This is a genomic window from Psychrobacter sp. P2G3 (assembly GCF_001593285.1).
Lineage (GTDB): Bacteria > Pseudomonadota > Gammaproteobacteria > Pseudomonadales > Moraxellaceae > Psychrobacter.
This window is the reverse complement of sequence record NZ_CP012529.1, coordinates 1,873,717-1,889,107: the sequence shown is the minus strand read 5'-3', so window position 1 is coordinate 1,889,107 and position 15,391 is coordinate 1,873,717. Positions and strand designations below refer to the sequence as shown.

Here is a 15,391-nt window from a genome sequence, read left to right as displayed (position 1 = left end):
TGAACTTCTGATAGAGTAGAGATTATGTATCAACAGACTCATATTAGGAGAGTAGCGATGTCAAATTTTCATCAAAAGTCACTTTTTTTAATGACCAAATTCATATTACTCTTTACTGTTATTGTCGGTAGTATGCAGCTGATAACTGGCTGTGACTCACAGAGTTTATCATCTGATAACCATATGGCTTCTAACGATGTGAATTCACAGACTAGTGATACAGATAAAGATATTGTTGAGATAGATGTTGTATCGCCCAAAAACATAACACCGACAAATGCTTCAATGGTAAGCGAAGAGCAAAGTACTAAAGGAACAAATTTACCTGATGAGAAAGTGGTAGGCCTATCAGGTTATCAGAAGTTAAGCTTTGGGCAAGTTATTACTCCTAAAATACTCAGTGATTTAGGACTTACGAGAGAGGGTGGCAATAACGAACAATGCTATTACGTGAGTAATGAAAAACTAAATTATGTAGATGAAAAGTACGGTAAACGTGCCTCTGTGCTATATCAGATTATAAATGACAAGGTTGCACTAATTACTATTCAGGATCCAACCATGTCGCTTTATACAGGTATTAACGTCGGTGATTCAGTCAAAGAGGTTATGAAAGCACATAATAATGACCTTATTTACGAAGTTGATAAATATGCAGTTGATGGCTATTACTATAATCTGATTGCTAATGTGAATTTTGAAGTTATCAAAGAAAATGAACAAGGAGAGTGGTTAAAAGACGAAGACGTTAAGCTTGATAATAAAGGGCACAAGATGCCTATACAGATTGAATATCATATCAAGGGCGGTCAAAAGCTTAATGACTATCAAATTAAAGCGACTGAATGGACAGCAGACAATAAAAACCTATTAAAAGGTCAGGTAGAGAGTATTGATATTGGTATACCAGAAGCGATTTATCTGGTCGAAGGCTGCTCTTAAAAGTTAGATGTAAAAGAACCCAGCATTTAGCTGGGTTCTTAATAACTTATAAAGCTATTTTGCATAAGGTTGCTTTGTGACTCATGCTCAATCAATGAGTCATCGCACTCTCTAAAATCTTATATGCAGCTTTGACCCTATCTGCATTTGGATAGTTTTTATTTGCCAGAATGACAATGCCTGATTTTTTAGCAGGAATATAAGCGATATAGCCGCCAAACCCATTGGTAGCGCCCGTCTTATTAACCCATACGTTGTTTAAAACAGGCGTTGGATGATTGTTTGTCGTAATGGTTTGAGGCTTTAGCACCACCTCCATTGAATTACCTTCAAGCAAGGTATCCAGCTTAGTAGGGTAAGGATACATCTCCCATCCTAAACCTTGTGTAAAAGTGCTCGCCTGATAGTAACCCTTTCTATTATTGTCTAACGCTTGCTGGATATCTTTATCCAATGGCACAAGACCCATATTCGCAGCCATGAAATGCGTCATATCTGAAATGGTGGATTTAATACCATAAGCTTCGGCGTCTAACATGCCAGGATTAACTCTTATCGGCTCTCCAGCAGCATTATAACCAAACGCATAATCCGCCATTTTGTCATTAGGAACATTGACAAAGGTATTTGGCATATTGAGTGACGGCAGTATTTTTCCTTCCATCAGCTGTGTGTAATTAGAGTCCATACTCAGTGCTGATATATAACCAAACAGTCCTATACTGGTATTGGAATATAGACGCTTTGAGTTGACAGGAAAGACAGGCTGCCAAGACTTATAATAACGCAGTAACTCCTTATAGTTTTTAACCTCATCAGGAACTTGTAGGGGTAGACCACCAGCCGAATAAGTGGCCAAGTTTATAAGCCTAGTATTGCCAATGGCGCTGTTTTTTAGGTAAGGAATATATTTGTAAGCCGTATCTTCTAATGCCAGTGTGCCATTTAGTTCAGAGTAACTGGCTAAGGTAGCTGCAAAGGTCTTACTGATAGATCCTAGCTCAAAAATGGTGTTTTCTGACACAGGTTTGCCAGCTTTTTTATCAGCCAAACCATAATAATAAAAATGTGATTTGCCATCAATAATAACGCTGAAAGCCATCCCTGGAATATTATGCTCCTTCATTAGTAATTTGGCTTGCTTATCAATAGTAATTTTTAGACGATCATTACTGTCTGCTGCTTGTACTGTTGCAGATATCAATGATGCTGCAATTAAAGCGGTAAGTCCCACTTGATTTAAAATGGTTTGAACTGATTTTTTCATTGTGCAATTACTCGTCCAGTCTGGTAGATATAGTAGGTATTAAACATGCTAGATTTAATAGCCAGTAAGATTACTATTTTTTGCAGTTTATCTCATAGCAAATACTCTTGTACATTTTTTATAAGTTTTTAACTTTAATATCTATTTTGATTGTTGCTATGGTGATTTGCCTATTTAGTCGTTAAATCTGACCACCATTGTCATACATAGGCACACACAGCAAGCCAAAAAAACTCATCTATTTCATTTGATATCGAATATATGACAAACCCCTATAAATAAAGGCAAACTTTATTTATAGGGGTTTGTCATAGAAATTATAGCTAGTTACGATTATTAAAAACCAATCTTAGTTAATAATAGAAAAAAGGAGTATAAATATACTATTTACTCCTCGTCTGGAATTAGGCTATGCACCCAGCCCTACCATATCGCTTATTAAATAATTTTGCCGTCATTATCAGTGTTATTGGAATAGGATTTGCATTGGTCGATAGTGGATTTACCCTATCATCTTGGCTACAACATATTTTTCATCTTTTTTACTTAATTATCATTTTACTCGGATTCGTCGCAACGGTTTGGCGCTATGTACGCGCAAAGACGCGCCTCTCTGTAAATAAAGTAGCGATTTTTGACTTACTAGCCAGTGTGGCTATTTTTGTTTTACTGGCGGTACATTTCACTGAATTAGCTCGTTCAGGGCTATCGATGCCAGTTGATGGATTTATTGCGATTAAGATTGCCGTGTTTGTCACTTTTATTCGTGAAATATCCGACAATAACTTTAATCTGAATCGTGCCTTTTTAAACCCTGGTCAATTTTTCATCTTAAGTTTTTTATCAGTGGTATTGGTTGGATCGTTACTATTGATGATGCCTAACGCTACCACTGAGCCTATATCCTTTATTGATGCCTTATTTACTGCTACCAGCGCAGTCTGCGTCACAGGGCTGATTGTGGTAGATACGGCAACGCGTTTTACTACTTTTGGGCAAGTGATTATTATAGGGCTGATTCAAATTGGCGGCTTGGGAATCTTGACCTTTGTGACTTACTTCAGCTACTTTTTTAAAGGTGGCGTCAGTTATGAGACCCAACTCAGTATCAGTGAGATGAACTTTTCACGGCGTTTAGGCGACATGGTGTCAACCTTAAAGTCTATTCTATATATCACCTTTGGCATTGAAGCACTCGCTGCTATGCTAATTTATATCAGTATTTATGATTTACCTGGTATGAACTTCTCTGAACGGATGTTTTTTTCTGTTTTTCATGCCATCTCTGCTTTCTGTAATGCTGGATTCTCAACATTCAGTGCTGGCTTATATGATGAGTCGCTACGATTTAACTATTCTTTACAGCTGATCATTAGTACCACCTTCTTATTTGGTGGTATGGGGTTTTTGATTGTTGCCAATTTACTGCGTTATCTACGTCACCGTACCCAAAGGGCGCTCCATGCTCATGATCCGCGTTATGGTTATCAGCCATGGCTGCTCAGTATTAATAGTCGTATTACGTTGATTACTTCTGGTGCCTTATTACTGATCGGGCTGATTGGAGTGTTGATGTTTGAATACAACGGCATACTTGCTGAGCATAGCAGTGTTTACGGCAAGGTCATTACGGGGTTATTTACGGCAGCGACTCCGCGTACGGCAGGATTTAATATTGCTGATATGGATGCGCTGGCATTCCCGACCATTATGCTGACCATTTTTTTGATGTGGATTGGAGCCTCGCCAAACTCAACGGGCGGTGGTATCAAGACCAGCACCTTTGCTATTGCAGTCTTAAATACCTTGAGCTTAGCGCGCGGTCAGACCAAAGTTGAAGTATTCCAACGTGAGATTGCTGACATCTCTATTCGTCGTGCATTTTCAATTATGTGGTTGTCATTATTGGTCATTGGACTGGGCGTGACGCTCATTAGTTATGAGCAGCCCGAGCTTGATTTGATTAAAGTCGTTTTTGAATGTTTTTCGGCATATAGCACTGTAGGTCTCAGCTTAAACCTAACCGCTGATTTATCAACCTTCAGCAAGCTTGTGGTCTCAGTGATTATGTTTGTTGGGCGCGTCGGCATGTTAACTATTTTTGTTGCACTACTTAAAAACAGGCATCAACGTAACTATCGTTATCCAACCGAAGAGATTACTATTAACTAATCATGCCCCATTGCTGTATTTACGATGGCATAAATGACAAGGAGTATCATGAAATATATCATTGCAGGTTTAGGAAGTTTTGGCTCCTCGCTCGGTATGGCGCTGACCAGCCAAGGTCATGAGGTCATTGCTATCGATAGCAGCATGCAAAAGGTTGAAGCTTATAAGGAGGTTATCACCCATACCATCTGCATGGATGCAACCGATGAGTATACGGTCAACGGTCTACCGATTATGGATACTGATATTGTCGTGGTGGCAATTGGTGAAGACCAAGGGGCAAATGTGATGGCGACGGCACTGTTTAAAACCTTGAAAGCCAAGCATTTAATCAGTCGCAGTATCAATCCGCTCCACGAAAAAGTCCTCCAAGCGATTGGGGTTGATGATATTTTTCATCCCGAAAAAGAATCAGCGATGCGCTGGGCAAAACGGCTATCGCTACGTTATTTCGTCGACTCGTTTAGCTTAACGGATCACTTTAGTATCGTTGAGATTAGTATCCCAGATATTTTAATTGGAAAAACGATTGCGGCTTTACAAATGGAACATAAATTTAATCTTAAACTGCTGAGCACCATGCGCTATGAGCACTATGAAGACAGCTTTGGTCGTCACCAAAGTAAACCTAGTATCGAAGGTCTAGCAACGCCCGAGCAGATATTACAGAATGATGATGTGCTGGTGGTCTACGGGGCGAACAAACATATCCATCAGTTTTTACGTAGTGTTGGGGTTAAGGTACACTAATCGATAGAAGGTAACGTTATGAATAAATGTCGCATATCCGTCTTATGTATTACTGGCTTGCTACTGTTGAGCGGCTGTGATGCGTCTAAACAAGACCCAAATGTCATGTTTTCAGAAGAACATCAAGATCCTATTAAAGAGCTTGAGAACAGCTCAAAAAAAGTTGATCACAGCAAGTTTGGCTATAAACAAACCTTTTATGTACCGATTTATTCAGACATTTATACCGATAGAGACAATCGTAAGGTTTTACTGTCAGCGACCTTGAGCGTGCGCAACACAACCTTAAAGAACTCACTATATATTAATAAAATAGATTATTACGGGACACATGGCGAGCTTGTTAAATCATACTTAACAGAAACCATTGAGCTACCAGCCATGGCAACCTTGAACTATATTGTCGAAAGAGAAGAAGATAAAGGCGGTTCGGGCGCTAACTTCATAATTGAAGTTGAAGGTGTAGATGAGACCGTGAGACCAGTCATTGAGGCAGTTATGATTGGTAACTTCAGTAATAAAAGCTTTGCTTTTAGTACAGAAGGTACACCGGTTGTGCACTGATAAAAAATCATTTTGTATTAAATGTATATTGTTCTTTATCATATATAGCAAAATACAAAATACAAAATACAAAATACAAAATACAAAATACAAAATCACATTCTCAGTGCAAATCCTTTTTCTTTAAAGTATGCCCTAAGATAACCATTCTATTAAATGAGTAAATGCATCGAAAGCGATTGAGACACTAATCTCTTAATCTATTTACCATAATCACTCGAATACGTTCGATGCGCTATACAAACATTGAACTGCGAATGTTAGATATAACTTTAGTGACTATGAAATCGATAGCATAGATTATTATCATAAAGCTATCTGATTAAAATCTTCCAAGTTAGTGTCTAGGGGATTGACAGCATAGGTCAAAGCCAGTAATGAGCAACATCTTGGAAGGTAGTGTTTAAAGAATTGGTTTGTTCTATGCGTTTATTATCACGGTGAGCTATCGGATCTATGCCTTGCGCTAACAAGCTAAGATTATCATTATATGCTTGCCGTGCAAGTTCAAACGTTAAGGCTAGGTAAAGTCCTAGTGTCATTTCCTTGCATTTAATAGTTGCTGGATGTGTGTAAAGGTGTTGGAATTCGACATTCTCACTACGTATGCGTAAACGTAAGCCAGTATAGCCGCGAATGGTGTGATAAACACGCTTTTGGCCTTGTGCACTTTTGATAGATTTTTTAACTTGAGTCTCTTGTAGTGAAAGGACTATAGCGTTATCACATGGTATCTAACAGGCACAAAAAAGCTGAGACATGCTCAGCTTTTTTGATTTTCTTTTCAGAACGTTTATATAAGTTCAGCAATTCCTATATAAATTAGTCGTTTTCAAGGAAAGAGCGTAAATGCTCAGAACGTGAAGGATGACGTAACTTACGTAGCGCTTTTGCTTCAATTTGACGAATACGCTCACGAGTCACATCGAACTGCTTACCGACTTCTTCCAAAGTATGATCGGTTGGCATATCAATACCGAAACGCATTTTTAGTACACGCGCTTCACGCTCAGTTAGGTTACCTAATACGTCACGAGTGGCTTCACGTAGACCAGCAGATGTTGCATCATCAACAGGACTTGAAATCGTTGAGTCTTCAATAAAGTCGCCTAAGTGCGAATCTTCATCATCACCGATAGGAGTCTCCATTGAGATAGGCTCTTTGGCAATCTTCAGTACTTTACGAACTTTAACTTCGTCCATCTCTAAGCGTTCGCCTAATTCCTCAGGCGTTGGCTCACGTCCCATCTCTTGTAGCAACTGACGTGAGACACGGTTTATCTTGTTAATGGTCTCAATCATGTGTACCGGAATACGAATGGTACGTGCTTGGTCAGCGATAGAGCGGGTGATAGCCTGACGAATCCACCATGTTGCATAAGTCGAGAACTTATAACCACGGCGATATTCAAATTTATCAACCGCTTTCATTAAACCGATATTACCTTCCTGAATCAAATCCAAGAACTGTAAACCACGGTTAGTATATTTTTTAGCAATAGAGATTACTAAGCGTAAGTTGGCCTCAACCATTTCCTTCTTCGCACGGCGAGCTTTGGCTTCACCAATCGCCATACCACGTGCCACATCTTTCATGTCGTGGATTTCCATGTCGAGCTTTTGCTCGTAATCACGGATTTTACGTTGTAATAAAATGACATCATCAATGACTTTTTCTAAGGTCTCAGCAAAAGCAGGCTTGCCTTTAAGACGCTCAGTGAGCCAATCAACGTTGGTTTCATTACTTGGGAAAGTTTTACGGAATTCAGAACGCGGCATACGACCACGGCGAATAACCAAGCGCATAATCTGGCGTTCTTGCTTACGTACGTCATCATAGACGTCATGCATGATAGCCATGACTTGATCTGACATGCGGTTGTTAAGCTTCAACATCATAAAGCGGCTGGCAAGTTGCTCATAAGCTTCGTCAGCTTGCGTACTGCCACGACCATAATCGAGCAAGGCTTGTTTGGCTTTAATAAATAGATGTTCGATCTCTTCTAGACGAAGACGCACTTCTTCTGGATCGATACCACCAGTTTCTTCTTCGACATCATCTGCATCAGCGTCATCTACATCGTCGCTATCATCATCGTCATCTTTTTCGGCTTTAGCGATAGCTTTTGACTTCATCACTAAAATTTTCTCTTTCTCTCTTTCTTTTTCTTCTTTTGCTGCTGCTATATCTTCGTCTGTTTCAGGGTCTAAAAAACCTGTGATGACGTCAGATAGCTTTTTATCACCATCCACTACGCGCTGATATTCATCAAGAACGAATTGTACTGTACCAGGCCAATAAGCCATGGCATGCTGCACATCACGAATACCTTCTTCGATACGCTTAGCAATGGCAATTTCGCCCTCACGCGTTAACAAATCGACCGTACCCATCTCACGCATATACATACGGACAGGATCGGTAGTACGACCAGGCTCAGTCTCAACAGAGGCTAATACTGCCGCTGCTTCGTCAGCTGCCATATCGTCATCGCTTGAGTCATCGTTCATCAAGATGTCATCAGCATCAGGCGCGGACTCAAAGATTTTGATACCGACGTCAGTTAGCATCTGGACAATGTCTTCGATCTGATCGCTTTCTGTAATGGAGTCGGGCAGTTGGTCATTCACCTCAGCATAGGTAAGATACCCTTGCTCTTTGCCCATTTGAATTAAGGTGGCCAGTTGAGACGTGGACTTAGAAACTGACTTATCGTTCATAAATACTCACTTGCTTGCGTCGGACATTTCCGTGATATGACGTGCCATCGCTTGCTGGGTGCGTGGATCTAATCAATAGATTGATCACAAAAAGGCGTAGGGGATGTCAATAATAACGAAAATGAGTTGATATGAATAAAGGCTCAAAAAACTACAATAAAATTGCTCAATAAAACTTACTAAAAATACTACTCAAAAAATAAGGCGATATGACCGTATCTAAAATGACAGTCAATATTCACAGCCGCATAGTTTAACACAGACCACCGCTATCGAGCACGGTACAGTCAATTAGTTGCTACTTATATCTTATTATAAATGTGTGCTAGCCATAATCATAAATGATGGGGGCAATGTACAATGTTTTAAAGGGTTGGTTCTTTATTAGCTATCTACTATCTGCTTAATAGCTAATAAATCAAGATTTAACAGTGGCCATTTGCGCTGACTGTTCTGCTTGCTGCGCACGTAACCAGTCATTTAATAGTTGTGTCTGCTTGCGTACGATGGCAAGTCTGACATGATCTGGATTTTTGATTAGATCCTGCATCTTTTTTTGCATATGAAGTTTAAGCAGCTGCATGACTAAGTTTTCGACCAGCTCATCAACACTCAAAATATTTCTAGTCGTTAGTGTCTTATAAAAAGCGCCCCAACTGCGGCTTAACATCTCTTGAGTAACAGGTTGTACATTCGACATAATAAAGTGTGCGGCGGCATTGGCATCTGTTGGTAGATATGCCAAACAACGCTTAATGGTATTGACCACATCGAGTAATGCGGTATCTTGCAAGTCTTCCCAAGCTAATGATCTAAAAGCATCAGCAGGCGCTTTTTGTTTGATATGAGCAGGGAAGTCTAAACTATCAATACCAGCTTGTCGCCAAATCGCCTCGATAGGGTCTTCTTGGAATATACGCGGCTGAAATAAAAAACATAGCTGCAACTGCTGGCTGATGGTCATATCGCCATCAAAATCTAGCAACGCGTCTTTGGCCTCAACGTTTTGGCTACGTTTGCCACCCAGTTTTTGATAAATGTCATTATTTAATAGATAACGAAAACTACTGCCTTTAGGTAGTGAGGTAGTCAAAGTGCGCACTTGTGACATGAGCTTGGCTTTACCTTCTGCCAATGCTAAATCATAACGCTCACTTAAATAGGCAAAAATGTATTGCGATAGCGGCATAGCATTGATGATTTGCTCACGCATAGCTTCCGCGCCATTAGCCTTGATAAACGTATCAGGATCATGGTTATTAGGCAATGATAGAAATCGCAGTTCTTTATCGTCGCTTAGGACAGGTAGAGCAACTTCAAGGGTGCGCCAAGCGGCTTTTTGCCCAGCGCTATCTCCATCAAAACTCAATGTTAGAGTGGGATTAAGGGTCAATAGACGCGAGATTTGGCTTTCATTAATAGCCGTGCCCATGGATGCCACCGCACCATAAATACCAGCTTGGTAAAGGGCAATCACATCCATATAGCCTTCGACCACTAGCCAGCGGTCTGCACGCTGTTGTCTTGATTCATAATAGCCATACAGTACATGCTGCTTATGAAAGACGGGCGAGTCTGAAGAGTTAATATATTTGGGCTTAACTTCATCATCTAACGCTCGACCGCCAAAACCAATAGTGCGTCCTTGATTATCTCGGATTGGAAAGATGACTCGATCACGGAGCAAGTCATAATCACGTCCTGACTCTGATTGGCGTACCAGACCTAAGGCTTTGAGTCCCTCAATGTCTTGCGGGAACTGATGCTCAAGATGTTGCCAACCAAACGGCGCGTAACCAAGCCCGAAGGTCTCAAAGATATCTTCAGTAATACCGCGCGTCATAAAATAATGTTTGGCATGAGGGTGCGTGGTTAGATTGTGCTGATAAAACTTTTGAATCTGCTCCAGTAATTCATACAGATTACCGTCTTGGTCGCTTACATTATTATCATTCAGATCTACTGGATGGAATGCTACGGAATCAAATGATGCTGAACCATCCGCAGGCCATGTAGGCGGGTAGTCACTGTACCCTGAACTGTCATAACTTGTGCCATCATAGGGACTGTCTGTGAGCGAGCTACTATAGCTTGCATCGTCATAATTGGGCGGACTTGCATAGTCGTTAGTCTGCTGATACTCATATGAGTCAGAAGAAATAGACGGGATATCAGCTGACGACTGCCCATTAGATAGCGCTGTTGATTGTGTATCCGATGAGGTAGGTGATGAAGTAGAGGGTGTTTGCTGTATTGACCTGGCATTTGGTCTAGATGCTGGCTTGGCTGTTGGCTTACTATTAGGTTTGTTGCGCTGATAGCTGACATTTTGCTGGTCATCTTTTGGCACTTCGATGCCAGTTTGCTTTGATAACTCATTCACCGCTTCAATAAAAGTTAGACTTTCATAGTCGCGTAAAAAGCTAATGGCATTGCCACCGACACTACAGCCAAAACAGTGGTAAATGTTCTTTTGTGGATTAACATAAAACGAAGGTGACTTTTCACCATGAAACGGACAACATCCTTTATATTCACTACCAGCACGTTTAAGCGTCGTATGACGACCAATAATACTAATCAAGTCAGCTTGGCTGTTCAGTTGTTCAAGAATATGATTAGGAATGCTCATGAGAAAAAATAATTTACCATAGGATAAGACAAGCGTTATTTTAGCACTTTTATTTTTGTATTATTCTAAACCGTTAAATCAAATCCATAGCAAAGCTGAGAGAAGTGATAAGGATTTAAAGCAATAATAAAATAGCCTAAGCAATGAATAGATAACTAAATTCAAAATATTAGCGTTTCATCTATCATTATATAAGATGCAGAATTTGTAAAAAATCAATAGGAAAATAAGGCCAACTATACAGTTGGCCCTATGGTTTATCGTAAGTTGTAGTCTATTTTAAAGGTATAACAATTACCTAGATAATTTAATTGTCATCGTCCATATCTACAGTATCATCAGTAGGTGACATAGTACTGCGAGTTGGATTCATGTTTTGTGGATTCACGGTGGCTTCTGTTGCCGCAGCACTTGGACTACCTTGACTAGATACTTGCTCAGTCACATTTTCAGGTAAACCCAAACCTATATTAACACCAGTATTGCGACGAGTTGGCGCACCACTAGCAACTGGAGAAGCAGCATTAGTAGCTGGCAATCTAAGCTGAGTAGCCGCTCGAACTATTTGAGTTTTGGTTGCTCCAGTATATTCACCATTGCTAAGCGGTGTATCTTTTAAGCTGGCACGACCAAGCTGTCCAAAGGTTAGTTTATTCAACCATGAACGGTCAGCCTTGGTAGACAACCTGACACGCCCATCGCTAGTAAGCCATTCTGGATAGTTGATCTGGAGTAGGGTTTTATATTCTTTCGCTAAGTCCGTCAATCCTAACTGCTGATGGCTGTAAGCAAGGATAGCGATCGCTTCTGGTACGGCTTCGCTCAGTGGATAATACTGGAATACCCATTTGGCACGATTTACAGCGGCTACATGCGCTTTACGTTCGATATACCAGTTAGCAGCGGTCAACTCACTATGAGCAAATTGATTATAGATAAAAGTCATACGTTGCGCTGCATCGGGCGCATAAGGACTGTTGGGGTATTTATTGATAAGCTCTTGGAAGTTAGCAAAGGCGATACGAAAATAGGCAGTATCACGTTCAGACTGATTAAGCTTAAACAGTTTAATACCTTCAGATGAGCCTTGCATATTGGCCACACCGCGTACGTAATATGCGTAACTGACTTGCGGGTTAGCAGGGTAGAGGCTAATAAATCGATCAGCACTTGCCGCTGCTGTTTCAAAGCTGCCACTTGCATATTGAGCATACATTGTGTCAAGCAGTGCTTGCTCAGCATATTGCCCTGTAGGATAAAAAGTACGTAAATTAGTCAGGTCTTCGATAGCCTGTATATAGCGTCCCTTATCGATTTGAGCAATAGCATCACTATAGTAACCTTGCTCTGACTTTTCAGCAGTTTCGACCGCATCGCTGTCTTTACTAGTCAGGTTTTTAAAAGTCTGACAGCCTACCAAGTTTACACTTATGGCAAGCAAGGTTATTGATGAGATTTTGATAAATGTGTTGCCAATAGGGCGCATACTTCTTCTCCGACACAAGGCGCATAATAGCGGTGGCGCTATCATACTAAGAACAAAGTTAATGATAAAAAGCTGACTATCAAGCTATAAGATAACAACGTGCAAAACAACAAAGGTATAAAACAGCAAGGTATCAAGTAAATAACTGCTCATAATTGAACATAGCTGCGGCATAGCATACAGCAAAACCACGATTACTTTATAGAATAACGTTTCCTTCGTCTATTTTTTCGTGCGCTATTTTGTAGTCAAATTACAATTAATCAGCACTATATTTATAGACAGTTATCCTTTTTATTGTTGCAAAGTTTGATGGCTATGCTTATCAGTAAAGCGTCATATGATAAATTTTGAATAGTTTAGCATGAGCGACTTTGATGGGCGACGACAAATATTGCTATTATTCCCGAATATACAGTAAATTACGGCAACGTTATATTATAGAGAGTTATATGTTAGAACGTCTAGTGGCATATGTCTCGATAGAAGATGATAGATAAGTACTCGCAACTGTAGGGCTAAAGGCTCTTGGCATGTTACACTATAGCGATATTTAACCGACTTTTTATTGTGATTTTTTAGGGTTCTAATTTTAATACCCTATGAATTGCGGCTTTATAGCTTTATAAAGTTACTCCTTATGACTTTTTCATTTATGGAAATTGTCACCTATAAATCTGCTACGAATAATAATGCTATGACCACAAATATAACACCGAAACAGATACCTGATACTGAACTATCAGCGCAACAACCATCCGTACAGGATGAATTGTTAAACGATGGCGACTTACTTGACGATGAGTCGGCTCTAGATTATGAAGAAATCGATGACGACGATGATGAAAGTCATGATGAAGAGCAAGGTGACGATAATTCTATAGCTGGACAAGCTATACCGCAAGTTATTGATATGACCTATACCGTTACTGAAAATGAAGCGGGTTTACGTATAGACAAGCTTGCTTCACAAGTTTTCACTGACTTCTCGCGTGCGCAGCTCCAGGGCTGGGTTAGCGACGGCAGCTTGTTATATAATGGCAGCGTGCAAAAGCCTAAGCAACGCGTCAAAGCGGGAGACGTTATACATCTCTCGACGACACTGCAGCAGCACAGCGAAGATCAGCCAGAAAATATCGATATTGAAGTGGTTTATGAAGATGACGCCGTATTGGTCATCAATAAGCCTGTGGGTATGGTGGTGCATCCTGGCGCTGGTAATCAGACTGGCACTTTGGTCAACGCGCTACTGTATCACTATCCGCAGCAGCATCATTTGCCGCGTGCAGGTCTGGTACATCGTATTGATAAAGATACTTCTGGGTTATTGCTTATTGGCAAAACCAAACCCGCTCAAATGGCTTTAATGGAACAGTTGAAAGACAAATCTGTTTATCGTCATTATCAATGTGTAGTAGCTGGCGATCAAGCAAGCCTGATGCGCCATCGTCGTATTGATGCACCGATTGGCCGTCATCGTAATCAGCGTACCAAGATGACTGTTATGACAGCTGGGCGTGAAGCGGTCACGCACTTGTTAAACGTCACTGCCCTTAATGATAATTATTGTCTATTAGATGTAGGGCTTGAGACTGGACGTACCCATCAGATTCGTGTGCATTTAAGTCATATTACCTATCCAATTGTGGGTGATCGCGTCTATGGTGGTCGTCGTCAATTACGAGCAGGCTTGACAGAGGCTCAGCGCAATGCGATTAGTAATTTCCCGCGTCAAGCATTACATGCCTATACCCTAGGCTTTGTTCATCCGACGACGGGTGAGGACATCGAAGTGACGACACCTATTCCTGAAGATATGCAGAAGTTGATGGCAGTGTTAAGTGATGGCTATGATGACGAATAAGATATGACAGACAAACTTCCCCTGACGATGCTGGCACAGCTTGATGATGTGACTGTGTTTCAGACAGCAGCCTTGCAAACGGCTGATTTTGAGGATACTGATTTTAAAAATCCAGGTCTTGAAGGTGCTGATTTTAAAAGTACAGAGTCTGAGACGTATAATCAGAAATCTCAAAAAATGCTGCAAACAGAGCAAGCAAGCTATGGTGAGTTGAACCTTGGATTGCATGTCGCTGATAACCCTGCACAAGTATTAGATAATCGTATGCGTCTATTAGCTGCTATCAACCAGCAATTAGCAACGCAGCAGCGTGCCTCTATCAAACGCTTACACTGGGTCAATCAGGTTCATGGCAAGCAGATTCATGATGTTGATGTCAGTCCGCTGAGTATGCGTCCGGTAGATGCTGATGCGCTAGTCAGTCAGCAAGCTGAACTGGGTCTAGCTATCATGACCGCAGATTGCGTACCTATTGTCTTATATCAACCAGCAAGTGGACAGATAGCAGCTATTCATGCTGGCTGGCAAGGGCTGGCGTGTGGCATTATTAAGACTACTGCTGAGCGTTTTGAGTCGGCAGGGCAGATTATAGCTTGGATTGGCGTTAGTATTAGCCAAGCGCACTATGAAGTAGGTAGCCAAGTTCGAGATAAGTTATTAGCAGGTTGTATAGAAAGTAACTCATTATCAACCGAGCATCTGGATAATTTTGCCGCGCTATTTTCTATACCAGCCAATTCTACTGATGGCAGCGATAAGATAAAGCTAGATTTACCGAAGCTTGCTGCCTATCAATTAGAAACGTTAGGTATCCGTGTTTCTAACGATTCAGATATTGACTGTAGCTATGCTGATCCTCGTTATTATTCTTATCGGCGGCAGACGCATTTGCAGCAGCCAGCTACAGGGCGAATGGCATTGATTGTCGTGCGCAGTTTAGCCATTTAGGTACAATGCTTGAAAAAAATATTGGGGTATATAGAAATAAAAAAT

Annotated in this window: 10 protein-coding genes; 6 read left to right on the top strand and 4 right to left on the bottom strand. The window is 40.7% G+C overall.

The annotated features are described in order from the left end of the window. Nucleotides 1-57 precede the first annotated feature (57 nt). Nucleotides 58-942, top strand: coding sequence for a hypothetical protein (locus AK823_RS07705; RefSeq protein ID WP_068327982.1), 885 nt, complete (start codon nt 58-60; stop codon nt 940-942). Between the two features lie 91 nt (nt 943-1,033). Here AK823_RS07705 and ampC read toward each other — a convergent pair whose 3' ends face one another. Then, entirely contained in the window at nt 1,034-2,209 is a 1,176-nt protein-coding gene (gene ampC, locus AK823_RS07700) for a class C beta-lactamase (protein WP_068327980.1), read from the bottom strand. Between the two features lie 411 nt (nt 2,210-2,620). Between ampC and AK823_RS07695 the strand changes: the two genes are divergently transcribed. From AK823_RS07695 to AK823_RS07685, 3 genes are read left to right on the top strand one after another with little or no spacing between them, the layout of a single operon-like run. Beyond that, complete coding sequence (locus AK823_RS07695; protein WP_068327977.1) at nt 2,621-4,381, top strand: potassium transporter TrkG; 1,761 nt, start codon at nt 2,621-2,623, stop codon at nt 4,379-4,381. A 48-nt stretch (nt 4,382-4,429) separates the two neighbouring features. Further along, nucleotides 4,430-5,131 carry a TrkA family potassium uptake protein gene (locus AK823_RS07690; RefSeq protein ID WP_068036030.1) on the top strand — a complete coding sequence of 234 codons (702 nt, stop codon included), beginning with the start codon at nt 4,430-4,432 and terminating at the stop codon, nt 5,129-5,131. A gap of 18 nt (nt 5,132-5,149) precedes the next feature. Further along, nucleotides 5,150-5,695 (top strand): DUF3124 domain-containing protein, encoded by a 546-nt coding sequence (locus AK823_RS07685; protein WP_068327971.1) that lies wholly within the window; start codon nt 5,150-5,152, stop codon nt 5,693-5,695. 822 nt (nt 5,696-6,517) lie between these two features. On the opposite strand, the gene rpoD is transcribed toward AK823_RS07685, so the two are convergent. The 3 genes from rpoD to AK823_RS07670 all read right to left on the bottom strand — a co-directional run bounded on the left by rpoD (nt 6,518) and on the right by AK823_RS07670 (nt 12,534). Further along, nucleotides 6,518-8,416, bottom strand: a complete 1,899-nt coding sequence (gene rpoD / locus AK823_RS07680) for an RNA polymerase sigma factor RpoD (RefSeq protein ID WP_068036027.1) — start codon at nt 8,414-8,416, stop codon at nt 6,518-6,520. Nucleotides 8,417-8,834: 418 nt separating this feature from the next. After that, nucleotides 8,835-11,048: a CHC2 zinc finger domain-containing protein gene (locus AK823_RS07675; protein WP_068327969.1), complete on the bottom strand. Its 2,214-nt coding sequence runs from the start codon at nt 11,046-11,048 to the stop codon at nt 8,835-8,837. Between the two features lie 307 nt (nt 11,049-11,355). Beyond that, nucleotides 11,356-12,534, bottom strand: coding sequence for an outer membrane protein assembly factor BamD (locus AK823_RS07670; RefSeq protein ID WP_068036023.1), 1,179 nt, complete (start codon nt 12,532-12,534; stop codon nt 11,356-11,358). A gap of 697 nt (nt 12,535-13,231) precedes the next feature. On the opposite strand from AK823_RS07670, the gene AK823_RS07665 reads away from it, so the two are divergent. Both AK823_RS07665 and pgeF read left to right on the top strand, forming a co-directional pair. Continuing rightward, nucleotides 13,232-14,398 (top strand): RluA family pseudouridine synthase, encoded by a 1,167-nt coding sequence (locus tag AK823_RS07665; RefSeq protein ID WP_068330220.1) that lies wholly within the window; start codon nt 13,232-13,234, stop codon nt 14,396-14,398. A 3-nt stretch (nt 14,399-14,401) separates the two neighbouring features. Further along, entirely contained in the window at nt 14,402-15,346 is a 945-nt protein-coding gene (pgeF, locus tag AK823_RS07660; protein ID WP_068327967.1) for a peptidoglycan editing factor PgeF, read from the top strand. The last annotated feature ends 45 nt before the right edge of the window (nt 15,347-15,391 follow it).

Bases quoted from the DNA above. Each gene is read 5' to 3' on its own strand.
- AK823_RS07705 (WP_068327982.1), top strand. From the start codon at position 58: ATGTCAAATTTTCATCAAAAGTCACTTTTTTTAATGACCAAATTCATA.
- ampC (WP_068327980.1), bottom strand. From the start codon at position 2,209: ATGAAAAAATCAGTTCAAACCATTTTAAATCAAGTGGGACTTACCGCT.
- AK823_RS07695 (WP_068327977.1), top strand. From the start codon at position 2,621: ATGCACCCAGCCCTACCATATCGCTTATTAAATAATTTTGCCGTCATT.
- AK823_RS07690 (WP_068036030.1), top strand. From the start codon at position 4,430: ATGAAATATATCATTGCAGGTTTAGGAAGTTTTGGCTCCTCGCTCGGT.
- AK823_RS07685 (WP_068327971.1), top strand. From the start codon at position 5,150: ATGAATAAATGTCGCATATCCGTCTTATGTATTACTGGCTTGCTACTG.
- rpoD (WP_068036027.1), bottom strand. From the start codon at position 8,416: ATGAACGATAAGTCAGTTTCTAAGTCCACGTCTCAACTGGCCACCTTA.
- AK823_RS07675 (WP_068327969.1), bottom strand. From the start codon at position 11,048: ATGAGCATTCCTAATCATATTCTTGAACAACTGAACAGCCAAGCTGAC.
- AK823_RS07670 (WP_068036023.1), bottom strand. From the start codon at position 12,534: ATGCGCCCTATTGGCAACACATTTATCAAAATCTCATCAATAACCTTG.
- AK823_RS07665 (WP_068330220.1), top strand. From the start codon at position 13,232: ATGACCACAAATATAACACCGAAACAGATACCTGATACTGAACTATCA.
- pgeF (WP_068327967.1), top strand. From the start codon at position 14,402: ATGACAGACAAACTTCCCCTGACGATGCTGGCACAGCTTGATGATGTG.